Annotated in this window: 20 protein-coding genes; 14 read left to right on the forward strand and 6 right to left on the reverse strand. The window is 64.1% G+C overall.

Annotated elements, in window-relative coordinates; genetic code table 11:
• The first annotated feature begins 1 nt into the window (after position 1).
• Genes ACZ5YA_RS27790 through ACZ5YA_RS27800 form a run of 3 tightly spaced genes read left to right on the forward strand, consistent with a single transcriptional unit; the run spans position 2 to position 3,295 of the window.
• Positions 2 to 1,396 carry an integrating conjugative element protein gene (locus ACZ5YA_RS27790; RefSeq protein WP_013391809.1) on the forward strand — a complete coding sequence of 465 codons (1,395 nt, stop codon included), beginning with the start codon at positions 2 to 4 and terminating at the stop codon, positions 1,394 to 1,396.
• On the forward strand, positions 1,393 to 1,764 hold the full coding sequence (locus tag ACZ5YA_RS27795; RefSeq protein WP_013391810.1) for a hypothetical protein: 372 nt from the start codon (positions 1,393 to 1,395) through the stop codon (positions 1,762 to 1,764). Before ACZ5YA_RS27790 ends, ACZ5YA_RS27795 begins: the two co-directional genes overlap by 4 nt.
• A 13-nt stretch (positions 1,765 to 1,777) precedes the next feature.
• Positions 1,778 to 3,295, forward strand: a complete 1,518-nt coding sequence (locus ACZ5YA_RS27800; RefSeq protein ID WP_042992643.1) for a conjugal transfer protein TraG N-terminal domain-containing protein — start codon at positions 1,778 to 1,780, stop codon at positions 3,293 to 3,295.
• A gap of 15 nt (positions 3,296 to 3,310) precedes the next feature.
• Here ACZ5YA_RS27800 and ACZ5YA_RS27805 read toward each other — a convergent pair whose 3' ends face one another.
• The 3 genes from ACZ5YA_RS27805 to ACZ5YA_RS27815 are packed head-to-tail and all read right to left on the reverse strand — an operon-like array spanning position 3,311 to position 4,490.
• Entirely contained in the window at positions 3,311 to 3,688 is a 378-nt protein-coding gene (locus ACZ5YA_RS27805) for a DUF3742 family protein (protein WP_013391812.1), read from the reverse strand.
• A gap of 26 nt (positions 3,689 to 3,714) precedes the next feature.
• On the reverse strand, positions 3,715 to 4,173 hold the full coding sequence (locus tag ACZ5YA_RS27810) for a type II toxin-antitoxin system YhaV family toxin (RefSeq protein ID WP_013391813.1): 459 nt from the start codon (positions 4,171 to 4,173) through the stop codon (positions 3,715 to 3,717).
• Positions 4,173 to 4,490, reverse strand: coding sequence for a type II toxin-antitoxin system PrlF family antitoxin (locus ACZ5YA_RS27815; protein ID WP_013391814.1), 318 nt, complete (start codon positions 4,488 to 4,490; stop codon positions 4,173 to 4,175). The genes ACZ5YA_RS27810 and ACZ5YA_RS27815 overlap by 1 nt, the downstream gene beginning before the upstream one ends.
• A gap of 298 nt (positions 4,491 to 4,788) precedes the next feature.
• Here ACZ5YA_RS27815 and mobH point away from each other — a divergent pair, with 298 nt between their 5' ends.
• Entirely contained in the window at positions 4,789 to 6,603 is a 1,815-nt protein-coding gene (mobH, locus tag ACZ5YA_RS27820; RefSeq protein WP_010791736.1) for a MobH family relaxase, read from the forward strand.
• Here mobH and ACZ5YA_RS27825 read toward each other — a convergent pair.
• Entirely contained in the window at positions 6,585 to 6,827 is a 243-nt protein-coding gene (locus tag ACZ5YA_RS27825) for a MerR family DNA-binding transcriptional regulator (RefSeq protein WP_073674113.1), read from the reverse strand. The genes mobH and ACZ5YA_RS27825 overlap by 19 nt on opposite strands.
• 52 nt (positions 6,828 to 6,879) lie before the next feature.
• Positions 6,880 to 7,344 (reverse strand): Rossmann-fold NAD(P)-binding domain-containing protein, encoded by a 465-nt coding sequence (locus tag ACZ5YA_RS27830; RefSeq protein ID WP_010791737.1) that lies wholly within the window; start codon positions 7,342 to 7,344, stop codon positions 6,880 to 6,882.
• Positions 7,345 to 7,391: 47 nt separating this feature from the next.
• Here ACZ5YA_RS27830 and soxR point away from each other — a divergent pair, with 47 nt between their 5' ends.
• Positions 7,392 to 7,817 carry a redox-sensitive transcriptional activator SoxR gene (gene soxR / locus ACZ5YA_RS27835; protein WP_006226036.1) on the forward strand — a complete coding sequence of 142 codons (426 nt, stop codon included), beginning with the start codon at positions 7,392 to 7,394 and terminating at the stop codon, positions 7,815 to 7,817.
• A 234-nt stretch (positions 7,818 to 8,051) separates the two neighbouring features.
• Here the strand turns inward: soxR and ACZ5YA_RS27840 are convergent, their stop codons facing one another.
• Entirely contained in the window at positions 8,052 to 8,474 is a 423-nt protein-coding gene (locus tag ACZ5YA_RS27840; protein ID WP_003090234.1) for a MerR family transcriptional regulator, read from the reverse strand.
• Positions 8,475 to 8,617: 143 nt separating this feature from the next.
• On the opposite strand from ACZ5YA_RS27840, the gene ACZ5YA_RS27845 reads away from it, so the two are divergent.
• The 9 genes from ACZ5YA_RS27845 to ACZ5YA_RS27885 all read left to right on the forward strand — a co-directional run bounded on the left by ACZ5YA_RS27845 (position 8,618) and on the right by ACZ5YA_RS27885 (position 15,985).
• Positions 8,618 to 9,052 (forward strand): hypothetical protein, encoded by a 435-nt coding sequence (locus tag ACZ5YA_RS27845; protein WP_079279895.1) that lies wholly within the window; start codon positions 8,618 to 8,620, stop codon positions 9,050 to 9,052.
• Positions 9,053 to 9,206: 154 nt separating this feature from the next.
• Positions 9,207 to 9,608: a hypothetical protein gene (locus tag ACZ5YA_RS27850; protein WP_003090236.1), complete on the forward strand. Its 402-nt coding sequence runs from the start codon at positions 9,207 to 9,209 to the stop codon at positions 9,606 to 9,608.
• An 11-nt stretch (positions 9,609 to 9,619) separates the two neighbouring features.
• A complete protein-coding gene (locus tag ACZ5YA_RS27855) occupies positions 9,620 to 9,859 on the forward strand; it encodes a DUF2933 domain-containing protein (RefSeq protein ID WP_003090237.1) in 240 nt (79 codons plus the stop codon).
• A complete protein-coding gene (locus tag ACZ5YA_RS27860) occupies positions 9,856 to 10,506 on the forward strand; it encodes a methyltransferase family protein (protein ID WP_003090238.1) in 651 nt (216 codons plus the stop codon). The genes ACZ5YA_RS27855 and ACZ5YA_RS27860 overlap by 4 nt, the downstream gene beginning before the upstream one ends.
• A gap of 1 nt (position 10,507) precedes the next feature.
• Positions 10,508 to 10,666, forward strand: coding sequence for a hypothetical protein (locus ACZ5YA_RS27865; protein WP_010791738.1), 159 nt, complete (start codon positions 10,508 to 10,510; stop codon positions 10,664 to 10,666).
• Between the two features lie 10 nt (positions 10,667 to 10,676).
• Positions 10,677 to 11,540: a polyphosphate kinase 2 gene (ppk2, locus tag ACZ5YA_RS27870; RefSeq protein ID WP_003090242.1), complete on the forward strand. Its 864-nt coding sequence runs from the start codon at positions 10,677 to 10,679 to the stop codon at positions 11,538 to 11,540.
• Between the two features lie 32 nt (positions 11,541 to 11,572).
• On the forward strand, positions 11,573 to 14,038 hold the full coding sequence (locus tag ACZ5YA_RS27875) for a heavy metal translocating P-type ATPase (protein WP_031687142.1): 2,466 nt from the start codon (positions 11,573 to 11,575) through the stop codon (positions 14,036 to 14,038).
• A 13-nt stretch (positions 14,039 to 14,051) separates the two neighbouring features.
• Positions 14,052 to 15,377, forward strand: a complete 1,326-nt coding sequence (locus tag ACZ5YA_RS27880; protein WP_009516022.1) for an MFS transporter — start codon at positions 14,052 to 14,054, stop codon at positions 15,375 to 15,377.
• Complete coding sequence (locus ACZ5YA_RS27885) at positions 15,374 to 15,985, forward strand: LemA family protein (protein ID WP_003121536.1); 612 nt, start codon at positions 15,374 to 15,376, stop codon at positions 15,983 to 15,985. Before ACZ5YA_RS27880 ends, ACZ5YA_RS27885 begins: the two co-directional genes overlap by 4 nt.

The raw sequence follows: 15,985 nt of genomic DNA on the forward strand, positions 1-15,985 counted from the left end.
GATGAAGCGTCCTGAACCGATGAACCTTTCCGCCAAGGCGTGCCGCCTGCTGCGCCCGACGGCGCTGGCCGGCACGCTCGCTCTGGTCTGCGGCATGGCGTGGGCGCAGGTCGGATACCAGAACAGCGGCCCCGTCCTCGGCGATGACGTCATGTACTCGATCGGCGGTGGCAGTGCGGTGTCCATGGGCCGCGCGGCCGGCATGCGTTCCATCGGGGTCGGCGTGGGGTGGAACAGCAACCTGATCTGCGGCGACATGAGCATCCAGACCACGCTGCGCAATCAGCTTAACGGCATCACGAACGGCTTTCAGCAGATCATGAGCAACGTGATCCAGAGCGCGACCAGCGCGGTTGCATCGCTGCCGGCGCTGATCATTCAGCGCGCCGATCCGGGCCTGTACAACCTGCTGACTAACGGCGTGCTGCAGGCGCGGCTGGACTTCGACCGCTCCAAGCTGACGTGCCGCGCCATGGCGGAGAAGATGGCCGAGACGGCGGGTGGCCAGCTTGGCTGGAGCCAGATGGCCGAAGGCATGGCCCTGCGTGACGCGGTTGGCAGCAACGATGCCGTATCGGCCGTCGAGCAGGCCGAGACGCGCCGCGGCAACGACGGCGTGCCCTGGGTGGGCGGCAGCAATGCCGGTGGCGCGGGCCAGTCCGCCATCCGGGTGGTCGGCGACGTCACCCGCGCGGGCTACAACCTGGTCAACGGTCGCGGCGTGACGGACACCTCCTCCATCGCGTCCACCAGTTGCGCGAGCCTGTCCTGCCAGACCTGGACGTCGCCGCAGCAGGCGACCGAATGGGCCACGCGCGCCCTCGGAGAGCAGGTGCAGCGCACGTGCGACTCCTGCACTAAGACCGAGACGGTGCCCGGCGTCGGGCTGACGCCGCTGATCCAGGAGGAGTACGAAGCCAAGCTGGAGGTCTTGCAGGAGCTGGTTTCCGGCACGCGTAATACCACCTTCGAGAACTTGCGCGAGGCCGGCAGCACGTCGCTGCCGATCACCCGCGGCGTGATCGAGGCGCTGCGCGACGAGCCGGACCAGGACCTGCTGGCGCGGCGCCTCGCGTCCGAAGTGGCGCTGTCATCGGTGCTGGAGAAGGCGCTCCTGCTCCAACGCACGCTGCTCACGGGCAAGAAGGAGCCCAACGTCGCAGCCAACGAACTTGCGGTGCAGGCCGTGAACCATGAGAGCGACACGCTCGACCGGGAGATCCGCAACCTGAAGACGGAATTGGAGCTGCGGCGCGAACTGGCGAACAACTCGCCGATGGCCATCATCCAGCGCCACGGCACGCGGGCGGCCGGCTCGCGCGGCATCTACGAGGGCGATCCGGTACCCGACCGCCTTGACCAGTTGCAGAAGGGCAATCCCGGAGCCAGGCCATGAACGCGGAGCGCATGGCCTGGCGCCCCTTGCGCTGGCTCTTCAGCCGGCGCGCGGCGACGGCGCTGCTGTGGGCGGTGGTGCTCGTCGCCGCTGCGGTGGGTGCCAACATCGCCGGCATCTACCTGGTCGGCAGCGTGGCCGGATGGGAGCGGTGGCTCGCGGCCGCATCGGGCTACTTCTTCGTGTGGCGGCTGTGTCTGTACGGGGCCACGGTTTACGGGTGGCTCTGGATGCGCCGCCGGCTGCTGGCGCGCGAAGACCAGGACGGGGCAGATGGGCAGGCACGGCGCCGCCTGATGCGCAGCGAGATCGCGGGCGTCGTCGCCATCGTCGTGCTGGAAGCCAGCTTGTTGATGCAGGCCGCTTGAGGGGATCGAGGCCATGACGCTTTTCACGACCGACTACCTGGAGTACTACCTCACACTCGTTTCCTGGATCGTCAACAACGGCATCTGGGCGGTCCTCGTATCCAGCGGGGTATTCGCGCTGCCTTTCGTCGCCATCGTCGTGCAGGAGTGGTTGAAAGCTCGTGCTGAAGGCGCCGACGAGGGCAATAAAGGCGTGCTGAGCGCCGCCCGCATCGAGAACCGGGTCTTCGTCGCCATCGTGGTGGTGATGTTCGCCGGCATTCCGTTCATCGACGTGGACCTAAACACCATCCAGTACGACAGCTCGCGCTCGGCCCAGTGCCAGGTCAGCGTGGCGCAGCCCGCGGATACCGGCTGGTCGCAGTCCTTCAGCACCATCAACAACCAGTCGGCGAAGGTGCCGGTGTGGTGGGCGTTCATGCACGCGCTCTCGCGCGCCGTCACGGGCGCTTCGGTGGCGGCAATCCCGTGCGGCACGGACCTGCGGCAGATGCGCATGGAGATCGACGCCACGCGCATCGATGATCCGGTGCTGGCTCAGGAAGTAGCGGATTTCTCTCGGGATTGCTATGGGCCTGCACGGGCCAAATTGTTCATGCAGCGCCCTCAACTTGATGAGCAGCAGATGCACGACGTGACCTGGATCGGATCGCGGTTCTTCACCGACACGAACGGGTACTACGACACGTATCGCTCCAGCACGCCGCGCGATGACTGGCCCTATGACAGCAACCGCGACGCTGGGCTGGCCCAGGTATCCAGTGGCGGTGGCTACCCGACCTGCAGGCAATGGTGGGCTGATGGCAGCAATGGCCTGCGGGCACGGCTGCTGGGACAGGTGGACCCGAGCCTGCTCAATCGCCTGGCGGGCTGGGCTGGCTTCCTGAGCCGGGCCGAGGTGGACAATTCGGTGATCCGCGCGATCGCGTCACCGCGGCAGCAGAAGCTGAACCAAGGCAGCGTCTATACCGACTACGGCGGCCAGATCGACAAGACCTTGCCAAACATCGTGACGCGGGCTACGGGAGACGTTGGAATGGCAGTTGGCGCGATTGCCTCGTTTCCCGCGATGGACGTCGTGCGGCAGGCGCTGCCGATGGTGCTCGCCTTGCTCAAGATGGCATTGGTAATCTGCATCCCGCTCGTGCTGGTCGTGGGCACCTATGACTTGAAGACGGTCGTCACGGTCAGCGTCGTGCAGTTCGCGCTGTTCTTCACGGATTTCTGGTTTCAGCTTGCGCGCTGGATCGATTCGACGATCCTGGACGCACTTTATGGCTGGGGGTTCGGCTGGAACCGGCCGCACACCAACTTCGACCCGCTGGTGGGGCTGAACAACGCCTTCGGCGACATGCTCCTGATGTTCGTCACAGGCACGATGTTTCTGGTCCTGCCGACGTTTTGGGTCGCTGCTTTGGGGTGGGTCGGAGTTAAGGCTGGGGTGATTGCTCAGAACCTTGCTGTCGGCTCCAAGGAAGCGCGTGATAGCGCCGGGTCAGGTGTAAACAAGGTAGCCGGCAAGGTTCTGTGACAAACAGGCCAAACCTCAGTCATCGAACGGATCGTTCGGGTCGTGAGGGTCGAGCCGCTGGCCATTGGAAGAATACAGGCCAAAGCCCGCCTCGCCATTGCGCAATTCATCCTGTTGCGTCCAGCGGTCTTCATCTCTAGCCGAATTGCCAGCCATCCATACCGCCGCAACGCCCAGCAGTAGCAACACCGCCAGCCAGAAGGTGGTGTACAGCAGCACCCCGAGCGCAACCAGCTTGACCACCCACACGAGCGCGGTGGCACCGGCCGCCGCCCCCCCCTTTGACACCAACCAGCTCGATGCCCGGCGTTCGCCGCGCACGTAGGCACGCCATCCGCGACCCAAGGTGCGGCCGAGTCGTTCTGCGGTACGGATGCGTGTCGTGGTGTTCATGGTCGTCTCCTGCTATTGAGCGATGCCTATTCCAGTTTGCTCCAATCCTGCTTGCTTGCCTGTATCAGCGCATGCCAGTCGTCTGGTGGGTTCCCGCGCCCGAGCATCTTCTCGAACACGACATACGGGTCCGATTTGCTACCCGAAGACCGCAGGGTCTGTTCATCGTTGACCCAGGCGTACACGATGACCTTCGCCTTCGAGTCATACCGGAAGAACAGCCGGAACCGCCGTCCGATCTTGGCCCTTCGCCAGTGGCGGTGGGCAGGTCCCAAGGTGTTGCCCTGGCGGTACTCGTCGCGTGCCGGATCGCCTGGCACCACATCCAAGATCAACTGGCTCAAGGCCCGGAAGAGCTTGACGTTGGCATTGGACTCGAAGCCCGTCGGGTCGTTCTCCTGCGCGCGCCTCGCGGTCGCATGCAGTTTCTGCAACTGCTCGATCACGCAGTCGTGGAAGAGCAGCGTCCAGCCATGCCGTTGCATCAGAGTTCCACTTTCCCGTCGATCTCCTCGTCCAGGTCCAGACCGTGGCCAGCATGCTCCAGCATGGCGCGGGCCAGATCCTCGGGCAGGCCCTGGACGTTCCGGCCAGCTTCGATGTCGCGGGCCAGCAGGCTCAGGAATGCGCCGATGGCGGGGTCCTCATGCTCGGCATCGACGCGGGTGACGACGACTTCGCTGCCCCGCAGATCGAACGCGAGCTTGCCACCGGCATCGACGCCGAGCGCCTGCCGGATGGGCTTGGGCAGCGTGATCTGGCCTTTGGAGGTCAGCGTGGCAACTTCGTGGATGGCAGGCATGGCGGCTCTCCTGATTGCGATACCCGCATGGTAAGGAAATTTCCTTACTTTGTCAACGTGAAGCCTCACGGCGTTCTCCGAGTCCAAGAATCGGCCCATCGTAGGGCGTGAACAGCCAGCCTTCCTGCATCAATCCGGCCCTGCTGCAACCCGCATTGGCGGTGGACGGTCAGCACCCGTCGCCCTATACCCAAAGGCTGTAAAGGGTCGAAATGGCAAGGGAATGGGGTGCAAGGGGAAAGGCTCTATCCCGAAAAGGCAAAAAGGCCTCCCGCTCGGCCCGCGACAGGACACCCGCATGCTCTCTCTGTTCCAGCGAAAACGGCCCCCGGTCGCTGCCCCGTCGCCAGCGCCCGCCACCGACCTCCCGAAAGGGTTGCTGCGGCCCGAATCGGCCGCATCGCTGCTGGCAACACCGCGCCGGCAGAAGCTGCTGGAACACATCTGGCAGCGCACGTCGCTGTCGCGGCGGCAGTTCGCCACCCTATACCGCACGCCGCTGGAGCACTACGCCGAGTTGGTCCAACAATTCCCCGCATCGGAAAGCCATCACCACGCTTACCCCGGCGGCATGCTGGATCACGGGTTGGAGATCGTCGCCTATGCGCTCAAGCTGCGGCAGTCCCATCTGCTGCCCATTGGCGCCAGTCCCGAAGACCAGGCGGCGCAGTCTGAAGCCTGGACTGCCGCAGTCGCTTATGCCGCGCTGCTGCACGACATCGGCAAGATCGCCGTCGATCTGCACGTCGAACTGGCCGACGGCTCGCTGTGGCACCCCTGGCACGGCCCGCTGCACCAGCCATACCGCTTCCGCTACCGCGACGATCGAGAATATCGGCTCCACAGCGCTGCGACAGGTTTGCTCTACCGCCAACTCCTCGACCGTGATGCCCTGGACTGGCTCAGTGGCTATCCCGACCTGTGGGGACCGCTGCTCTACGTCCTGGCCGGCCAGTACGAGCACGCCGGCGTGCTGGGCGAACTTGTCGTACAGGCCGACCGCGCTTCCGTGGCCCAAGAGTTGGGAGGCGATCCCGCGCGCGCTATGGCCGCCCCCAAGCACGCGCTGCAACGCAAGCTGCTGGACGGGTTGCGCTACCTGCTCAAGGAAGAGTTGAAGCTGAACCAGCCCGAAGCCTCCGATGGCTGGCTCACCGAGGACGCCTTGTGGCTGGTGAGCAAGACGGTTTCGGACAAGCTACGTGCGCACCTGCTGTCAGAGGGCATCGATGGCATCCCTACGAACAACACTGCGGTGTTCAACGTGCTTCAGGACCACGGCATATTGCAGCCGACGTCGGACGGGAAGGCGGTCTGGCGCGCGACCGTGACCAGTGCGACCGGCTGGTCCCACTCATTTACCCTGCTGCGTCTAGCTCCCGCGCTGATCTGGGAAGCTGGCGAACGGCCAGCATCGTTTACCGGCACGGTGGCAATCGACGCTGCGGCAATCGAGAAGGATGCTGGCTCGGAGGCTGCCCCGCCTATGACTGCCGCGAAGCCTGTCTTGGAAGAACAGACGACGCCACCTTGGGAAGGCAGCAGCCCCGCTAACTTGGCTTCACCGCCCGCAGTTCAGCCCCTGCCTGACGTCATGGAAGACATGCTGGCGATGGTGGGCTCCGGACACCTCCTTGCGACGCGACAGGATGCAGAGCCCGTCCCGGCCTTCGCAACGAGTTCGCTGGTACTGCCTGTGCCAGCGTCTAAATCTTCGGCATCGACACAGCAGCCTTCGGGCGAGCACTTCATGGGCTGGCTTAGGCATGGCTTGCAGAGCCGAAAGCTGATCCTCAACGATGCCAAGGCACTGGTGCATACCGTGGACGACACGGTGTTCCTGGTAAGCCCTGGGGTGTTTCAGCGCTATGTCCAGGAGCATCCTCAAGTTCCAGCACTCGCCAAGCAGGATGCCGTTGTCGACTGGCAATGGGTCCAGAAGCGCTTCGAGAAGCTGCAGGTCCATCGCAAGCAGCCCAGCAGCTTAAACATCTGGACCTGCGAGGTCACCGGCCCGCGCAAGTCGCGCAAGCTGCATGGCTACTTACTCGATGACCCTGGCCAACTGTTCGATGAGCGGCCACCGAACAATCCCTACTTGAAACTGGCATAGGTGCTAGATACGGGCCCATAGAGGCACTGGTTGCCTGCCGTGCGCGTAGCATGGATCAACCTCTCTGCTTCATAGAAACGAACGTTGGACACGGTTACGCCGCCGAGGCTGGCGACGTCGCCAACAATTGGCACACGTTCCGTGGCAAAAGGCTTGGCGACCACCGTCGTCGGGGTGGCTGTTCGTACAGATCGTTGTTTCATCATCGTCTCGGCGTGGATCATGTACTGCAGCAAGCACGCCTGCAGCCTCTAGAGTCGAAGAAGTCGACTCGTCTCAAAGCCGGGGGGTGCTGGTGGACAACAGCAAATCGAGGCGGTGTTCGACCAGCACCGCCTCGATGCTGCGCGGCGGCTGACCGGTCATCTGCTCGATGACACCGTCGGAGAACGGCGCCAGCCCGCGTTTGGACACCTCTTCGATGATCAGCGCCTCTCGCACCGTGGATTTCGGAAAGCCCGAGACCTGCAGATGCAGCGCCAGGGCTTCCTCACTGACGGGCACCAGGTCGATGCTGGCTCCGAAGATGATATTGATGCTGTTCACCAGCGCCTCGGCGGTGAGAGCCTGCGGGCCGGTGATCGCCAGCTCTCCGGGCGGAACAGGGTCCGCCCGCAGTACCGCCGCAGCGGTGCGCGCCACGTCCTCGCCCGCCACGTAAGGCAGTCTGCCTTGCGGCGCTGAGCAAAACCATTTCCCGCACCGAAGCGCCAGGATGATCCGCGGAAACAATCGCTCCATAGGCCAACTCACCCGCAAGACTGACAAGGCTAGGTTGCGAGCCTCGCATGACGGTTGGAGAGGTGTCACAGCGCAGCGGCCTGCCCGTATCCACGATCCACTTCTACGAGTCCAAGGGCCTGATCCAGAGCGAACGCACGTCCGGAAATCAGCGGAGATACTCGCCCGCTATCTTGAGGTATCTGGCCATCGTCAAAGTCGCGCAGCGGGCCGGACTATCGCTGGACGAAGTGCTCGACGCTCTCGGGCAGTATCAGCCGGGCGTTCATCTGACTGCTGCGCATTGGCGCCGTGTGGCGTCTAGGTGGCGTGAAGACCTTGACGACCGCATTACGCAGTTGATGCGGCTGCGGGACGAACTCGGGGGATGTATCGGGTGCGGTTGTCTCTCTCTCAAAGAGTGCCCGTTGCGTAATCCGGGCGACATACTCGCAGGCCAGGGGCCCGGTGCGCGTATCCTTGAGCGAGAATAGGCGGGACTTGTGAGATTGACAGTCGACTGAGTGGATCGCGCCGGCAGGGTCGACGTAGGGCGATGTATCCGCTACGCCGACCGCCGCAGTTCACGTCGTCTAAGTCGGCCGTGAGATTGCTGAAAATTCATTCGGCATTTTTGTGCAGCGAACAGTCCGCACGACCATTACCAACGAAGTGCGACAGGCCTCGTTCGCTTTCCTTGGGTCTCGTCTGTTCCTCACAGCGCGCAATCATTCGGACGTATTCAAAGGCCCCATGAGCGCAGCAATGATAGGGCAAGGAAGCGCCTCTCCCGTGTCTTCGCACCTCTCCAGCATGTCTCTCAGAGCGCCTCGCATGCGCTGAAGGTCGCCAACCTTCTCATCGATCTGGTCAAGGCGCCGCCGTGTCACCGTCTGAATAGCCCGGCGATTCCGCCCATCCTCCAGATCCAAGAGCGACTTCACCTCGTCCAGCGAGAACCCAAGGCTCTGAGCGCGCTTGATGAAGCCGATCCGCTGGATCATCGAAGCGGGGTAGCGCCGGAAGCTGCCGGCGTTCTTCGGGATCGGCAACAGGCCGCGTCCCTGGTAGTAGCGGATTGTCTCCACGCCGACGCCAGCGACCTTCGCCAGCCTGCCAACCGTCATCCAATCACCCAAACCTTCGTTCATCGAGCGATCCACTGTCTATTCACGAGCAACACAGAATAACGCAGTACCGCGTAGTTGACCCTTGCCTCCATTTGATCCAAATCAATTTCCCGCAGCTCAGTTGGGAATAGGATCACAGGTGTCAATGGGTCAATAGGCCGCACATGCGCACACTTCTCAACCACCGCAGGATTCGCGCCATCGCGTGGATGGTGCTCGGGGTATGGCTGTTTGCGCTCGGGGCCGGGGTGGCCAATGCCTGCCTTCTGGAGTCTCCGCAGCAACATCGGCATGCTGTCGGGTATGAGCATGTCCCATCGTCCGGGCATGGAAATCATGAAGGCCTCCATGGTGAGCACGAAGAAGGTTCCCACGACCCGTCGAAGGCCCCGTGCCTGAAGCTCTGCGGCGACGTCAACCAGTCCGCCATTCAGAAAGCACCAACCTTCGCGTTCGACCTCGTCGGTTTGGCGCCTCCCGCCTATGGAGACCAGCTGCTGGCTCCGACGTTGGCTCTGCGAGCCATCCCATCGAGGGGTCACCAGCGACCACCTCCCAAGCGGCCGTCGTGGCTGCTGTTCGAGCGTCTCGCGCTGTAGCGCCTCCTTTGAGTTGCCGTGTCGGTCACACCCGGCGCACAACTCATAAGCCTTGACTCTGTACCCGACTACGGAGTTTTCATAGGGCTTTGTCCGCTTGCGGCGACATCGGTTTCGCCCCAATGGCAGGCACCCGCGGCTAAAGGAGAGAGAAATGAAATTCACGCATTCGATCGCGGCCATCGTTGGCGCCGCACTGGTCACCTTGTCTGCGTTCGCGCAGGACAACCATCAGGCCCATCACCCCGCAGGTGCGAGTCCGACCGCGGCCGAGACGCCAAGGGCGCCGACCACCGAGGGCATGGATGCGCAACTGAAGTCGATGCAGGCCATGCACGAACGGATGGTGGCTGCGAAGACGCCTGCGCAGCGCAAGGCGCTCATGGCCGAACACATGCAGGCCATGCGGGCTGGCATGGCGATGATGGGCGCAATGAAGGATGGAGCCGAGTCGGCGCCGACAGCTGAGCGGCAGCAAATGCTCGAAATGCGCATGGACATGTGCCAGTCCATGATGCAGATGATGATGGACCGGATGCCTGAGCCGGCGAAGTGAGGAGGACGACCATGACAACTTCTCACCGCACCGGTCCAAGGTTTTCGCGCTCGCGATGGTTCCTGGGCTTTCTGGTCTTCCTGGCCGTGAGCATCTACATGCTGCTGACGGAACACCGCGGGCACTACCTGGCCGCGCTGCCACTGGTCCTCCTGGCGACTTGCGTCATCGCTCATGTGCTGATGCATCGCCATGCCGTACCAGGCGACGGTAGCAAGGCGAATCCACCGTACCCGGGAGAGCGCAAATGAACCACGATGCGCCCGCTTATGGGCTTTGGCTGCTCGTCCTCGTGAACTCGGCGGTCTTCATCATGTTCGCCTTCAGCTTCTTCAAACCGCAGACCTCGCGCGACTGGAGAACCTTCGGGACATTCGCAGCGTTCATTGTTGCCCTGTTCGTCGAGATGTACGGCTTTCCGCTGACGCTGTACGTGCTGTCCGGCTGGCTTCAGACCAAGTATCCCAGTCTGGACTTGCTGTCGCACAACAGCGGCCATCTCTGGTCGACCCTGCTGGGCGAGAGCGGCGACCCTCACTTCAGCCCGCTTCATATCGCGAGCTACATCTTCATCGGGGGCGGCTTCTGGCTTCTGTCGAGCGCCTGGACGGTGCTCTACCACGCGCAACGGCACGCCCAACTTGCCGTGAGCGGCCCATACGCCAGGATTCGGCACCCGCAGTATGTGGCCTTCGTGGCGATCCTTTTCGGCTTTCTGCTGCAGTGGCCGACGCTGTTGACGCTGCTGATGTTCCCCTTCCTCGTCGTGATGTATTCGAGGCTGGCTGTCAACGAGGAGAAGGACATGCGCAAGCAGTTCGGCGCCGAGTTCGACGCCTATGCCGCGCGCACGCCGCGCTTCCTTCCCTCCCTCTCGGACACGCGCCAGCGAGGCTGACATGAAGAAGACCCGCTGGCGTCAGCGCATCAATCGACCGTACCTGGCTGCAGCCTACGGACAAGGCGATGGCTGCGGCTCCCGCTCGGATGCGGACATGAGCGCCGCGCCCCGCCGGGCGTCGACACACGCAATGCTGATCGCCTGCGACCAGACCTAACGGAGAACCCATGGCAAAGAACAAGAAGGGCGCCAAAGGCGCCAAGCACAAGGCCGATGTGGACGGCACCGGCACTGCCCACGGCTCAGCGCGCGACGAGACAGCGACACGCTCGATCGGCCGCGAGGACTACGAAGCACAGTTGCACATGCTGCAGATCGAACTGGTGAAACTGCAGCGGCATTTCATCAAATGCAACGACCGTATCCTGATCCTCTTGGAGGGAAGGGACGGCGCAGGCAAGGACGGCAGCATCAAGCGGCTGGTCGAACACCTGAGTCCTCGGGAAACACGGGTCGTCGCGCTAGGAAAGCCCTCCGACCGGGATCGCACGGGCTGGTACTTCCAGCGCTACGTCCCGCACCTGCCAGTTGGCGAAGAGCTCGTGGTGTTCAACCGCAGTTGGTACAACCGTGCGGGCGTGGAACCGGTGATGGGCTTCTGTACCGCCGAGGAGCACGAGGAATTCATGAACTCAGTGCCCAAGTTCGAGGAGATGCTGGTCAACTCCGGTATCAAGCTGCTGAAGTATTACCTCGACATCGGCAAGAAGGAGCAGAGCCGCCGGCTCGGGGAACGCCGCCGTGATCCCCTCAAACAGTGGAAGTCGAGCCCGGTGGATGCCGTCGCGCTTAAGCACTGGGACGGCTATACACGGGCGCGCGACGAGATGTTCATGCGCACCCATACGGCCGCGGCGCCCTGGTCTGTCGTGCACGCCGACAACAAACGGTTGGCGAGGCTCAACCTGATCAGAGACATCCTCTCCCGGCTGCACTACGCCGGCAAGAAGCACAAGGTCATCGCTCCCGACCGGGAGATCGTCTTCGAGTTCTCGCAGGACTGCCTGGACTCGGGCCGACTCGCTCGTTGAGACCACGAACACAGCGAACAGGAAGAACAGCCATGAAGTCGATCAACGTTGAAGTCGGAGGGCTCGTATCGAGCCTGAGCGCGGAGGGAGTACGCCGCAAGCTGCTGCAGCTTCCCGGCGTCCATCATGCAGATGTCAACTATGTTGCGGGAAGCGCAACGGTCCATCTCGATGAGGGACAACTCAGTGTCGAGGATCTGCGCCAGCGCATCGCCGAATGCGGCTATCACTGCCGTGGCGAGCAGACGCCCAAGCACGTGTGCGCGCCCGCCGCTGGCGTCTCTGCCGACCCCAGCCATGCGGTGCACGGCCATCACGGCGCACCCGCACGTCAGGCGCAAGAGATGGGGCATGAGGGGCACCACGCGCATGCCCCCGCCACGGCCGCACGCGCGAAGGCTGCGGCCACGACGCCCGCCGCCCATGCTGCGCACCAGGCCCACGCAGGCGACCCTGCGATGGACGACATGATGCACGACATGGGCCACGGGTCGGGCTCGATGCAGGACATGGCTCGGGACATGCGCAATCGCTTCTTCGTGGCCCTGGTCTTCGCCATTCCCGTGTTCTTCTATTCCCCGATGGGGAAGATGTTCGGCGACTTCCAGACGCCGTTCGGGCTGGACGACAAGCTCTTTCTTTTCTTCCTCGCAAGTGCCGCGATCATCTATCCAGGTTGGCCTTTCTACGTGGCGGCGTGGCGCGCGCTGCGCAACGGCGTCGCCAACATGGCCACGTTGGTCGTGCTGTCGGTGGGCACCGGCTACCTGTTCAGCATCGGCGCGACCTTCTTCTACGAGGGTGAGGTGTTCTATGAAGCGGCATCGGTGCTGCTGGTCTTCATCCTGCTGGGGCACTGGCTGGAGATGCGCGCCCGCGCGGGCGCATCCGACGCGATTCGCGCGTTGATGGATCTCGCCCCACCCATGGCCACGGTCGTGCGCAACGGGGTGGAGACCAAGGTACCGACCGCCGAGGTTGCAGCCGGGGAACTGGTCGTGATCAAGCCCGGCGACAAGATCCCGGTGGATGGCGAGATCGTCGAGGGCGCGTCGCAAGTGGACGAGTCGATGCTGACGGGCGAGTCCATGCCGGTCAAGAAGGGCGTGGGCAGCACCGTCGTAGGCGCCAGCATCAACAAGAGCGGGAGCTTTCGCTACAAGGCCACGAAGGTCGGCGCGGACACGGCCTTGGCGCAGATTGTCAAGCTGGTCCAGGAGGCCCAGAACTCGAAGGCCCCCGGCCAGCTGCTGGCCGACCACGCATCCCAGTGGCTGGTGCTGGCGGCGATCGTGATTGGCCTGCTGACCTTCAGCGTCTGGTACTGGGTGATGGGACAGACATTACTGTTCGCACTCACCTTGACCATCACCGTGTTCGTGATCGCATGCCCTGATGCGCTGGGGCTGGCCACCCCGATGGCCATCATGGTCGGGACCGGGCTGGGCGCAATGAACGGCATTCTCTTCAAGAATGCGGCCGCATTGGAGAACGCCACCAAGTTGACGGTCGTGGTGTTCGACAAGACCGGCACCTTGACACTGGGGCAGCCCGATGTCGTCGAGATGGTGGCCGCGCCCGGTGTCGAGGAGACGCGGCTTCTGGCGACGGCCGCCGCGGTGGAGAAGTTCTCCGAGCACCCCCTCGCGCTCGCAGTGCTCAAGCGTGCGGAAGACATGCCGACGGAGGTCACCGAGAACTTCACCAACATCGATGGGCAAGGCGCACGGGCCACTATCGGGGGCGAGACGGTGCTCCTGGGCAACCGGCTGCTGATGCAGTCGGAACAGGTGGATCTGGCCCCCCTTGCCAGCGAGGCGGCGCGGCTGCAAGGCGGGGGGCGCACTGTGGTCCACGTCGCGCGCGGTGGCCGGCTGATCGGCCTCATCGCGATCGCCGATGCCGTGCGGCCGACCTCGCGCGAGACGATCGCCAAGCTGCAGGCACGCGGCGTGAAGGTCGCGATGCTGACCGGCGACAACCAGGCGACCGCCGAGCGCATCGGCAAGGAACTGGGTATCGACATCGTGCTTGCGGATGTGTTGCCCGGGCAGAAGGCCTCCAAGATCAAGGAACTGCAGCAGCAGGGTCACAAGGTCGGCATGGTCGGCGACGGCATCAACGACGCTCCGGCGCTGACGCAGGCCGACGTGGGCTTTGCGATTGGCGCGGGGACGGACGTTGCGATGGAAAGCGCCCAGGTGGTGTTGATGAAGAGTGACCCCTACGACGTGGTCGGGGCCATCGAACTGTCCCGGGCGACGCTGCGCAAGATGCACCAGAACCTCTGGTGGGCCGTGGCCTACAACGTGATCGCCTTCCCGCTGGCGGCCGGGGTGCTGTATCCGTTCACCTTGTCGCCCGAGGTCGCTGCATTGTCCATGTCGGGCAGTTCCGCGATCGTCGCGATCAATGCGCTGATGCTCAAGCGCACGCGCCTGCCGGGGATCAAGCGCGTGACGTCGCGTGTCAGTGTCCCAGCGGCCGCGTCAGCCTGAGCGGCGGGCCACCATGGTAGAGAGCCGCGCCATGCGATCACCGCGCGAATCCGGGCCCACCCGCCAGCAAGACCTCGGCGTCGCGCAGCTGGGTTGGCTCGCTGCGGCCGTATTCGTCGTCTCGGCCGGATATGGGGCACTGATGCCCTTGATCCCCGACTGGCTGCGGCCCTTGATGGGCGACGCGGATCCTGCGGCGCTTGCGCGCCATGTCGGCTACCTCAGCGGCATCTACACGGCGGGCATCCTGCTGGGTGCGCCCCTGTGGGGCATGCTGGCGGACAGGCTGGGGCGTGCCCGCGTGTTGCTGGTGGGCCTGATCGGCTACGTGGCCAGCCTGCTCCCGCTGCTGCGCCCCGAGTCCCTGGGCGTGGTCGGCATCTATGCGCTGCGCGGCGCGACGGGCTTTTTTGTGGCCGCGGTCGTGCCGGTGGTGCCGGCGCTCGTCGCGCAGTACACCCCAGAATCGATTCGCGCCAGGCGCTTTGCATGGCTGGGTGCGATGTCGCTGCTCGGGTTCCTGTTCGGCCCCGGCCTGAACGCCGCTGCAGAACGGCTTGTCGGCCTGGGCTTCTTGAGCGTGCTGGTACAGGGCTCATCGACCACGCTCGTAATCGCACTCTCGGCCGCGCTCGGCGCGCTGATGATGCTGGGCCTGGCCGCAACGCTTCCCGCACCTTCCTCCCTTGGAGAGGCGGACGCAGCCGATCACGACGGAGCACCCCGGAGCCGCTCCCTGGCGCTCTGGATTCTCAACGGTGTGGTCATGTTCGTGCTTGCCGGCTTTGAACTCGGCATCGTGCTGCAGGGCCAGCGCCACCCCGATCTCTCCTCCCGAGAGGTGTCGTTGATGTTCGCCGAGTGCAGTCTGGTGATGCTGGGCGTCAACGCGGTGCTGTTCTTCACCGGCCTGCTGGAGCGCGCCGACCCACGCCGCGTACTGGCCTGCGGCATGGTCCTGGGCATCGCCGGGCTCCTGATGCTGGCCCGCCATGGCAGCGAGATGTGGCTGTACGTCGGCGTGAGTTTCACGGCTGCGGGCACGGGTCTCGTGCTCCCCACCCTGGCCTACCTCGCTGCCGGCACCTCGGCGCGGCGGCTCGGTATCGCGATGGGAGGGCTCGCCGCGGCAGCCGGCCTCGGACAAACACTGGGATCGGCCGCCACCGGATGGCTATTCGGCGCTGTGATGCAGAGCACCTTTGCGTGGCTGTCGATTCCACTGGCCGCCACCCTCGCGCTGCTGCTCATTCCGCGGCGTTGGTGGCCAGCCAACCCCGTCCTGGTGAGCGCTTCACCGTCCCGCACTTTTCTCACTTCCACGGAAACCGAACCATGAGACTGATCCTGATGTCCCTGCTCGCAGCGCTTGCCCTGTCGCTGAGCGGATGCGGCTACAACGACTTCCAGCGGCTGGACGAGCAGACCAAGTCCGCCTGGTCCGAGGTGCTGAACCAGTACCAGCGGCGCGCCGACCTGATCCCCAACATCGTCGCGACCGTCAAGGGCGAGACCAACTTCGAGCAGGAGACGCTGACCCGGGTGGTCGAGGCCCGCGCGAAGGCGACCTCGATCCAGGCCACGCCGGAACTCGTCAACAACCCCGAGGCGTTCCAGAAGTTCCAGGCGGCACAGGGCGAACTGTCCGGCGCGCTGAGCCGGCTGCTGGTGGTGAGCGAGAACTACCCGCAACTCAAGGCGAACCAGGCTTTTCAAGACCTGCGTGCCCAACTTGAGGGCACGGAGAACCGCATCACCGTGGCGCGTGGGCGCTACGTGAAGGCGGTGCAGGATTACAACGTGCTCACGCGCAGCTTCCCGACCAACATCACGGCCAAGCTGTTCAGCTACGTCGTCAAGCCCAATTTCTCGGTCGCCGACGAGAAGGCCATGGCGGCGCCGCCACAGGTCGATTTCGGCGCCTCGTCGCCGGCGGCGCGCCCCTGA

The sequence above is a fragment of the Achromobacter sp. JCM 18799 genome, from assembly GCF_055395645.1.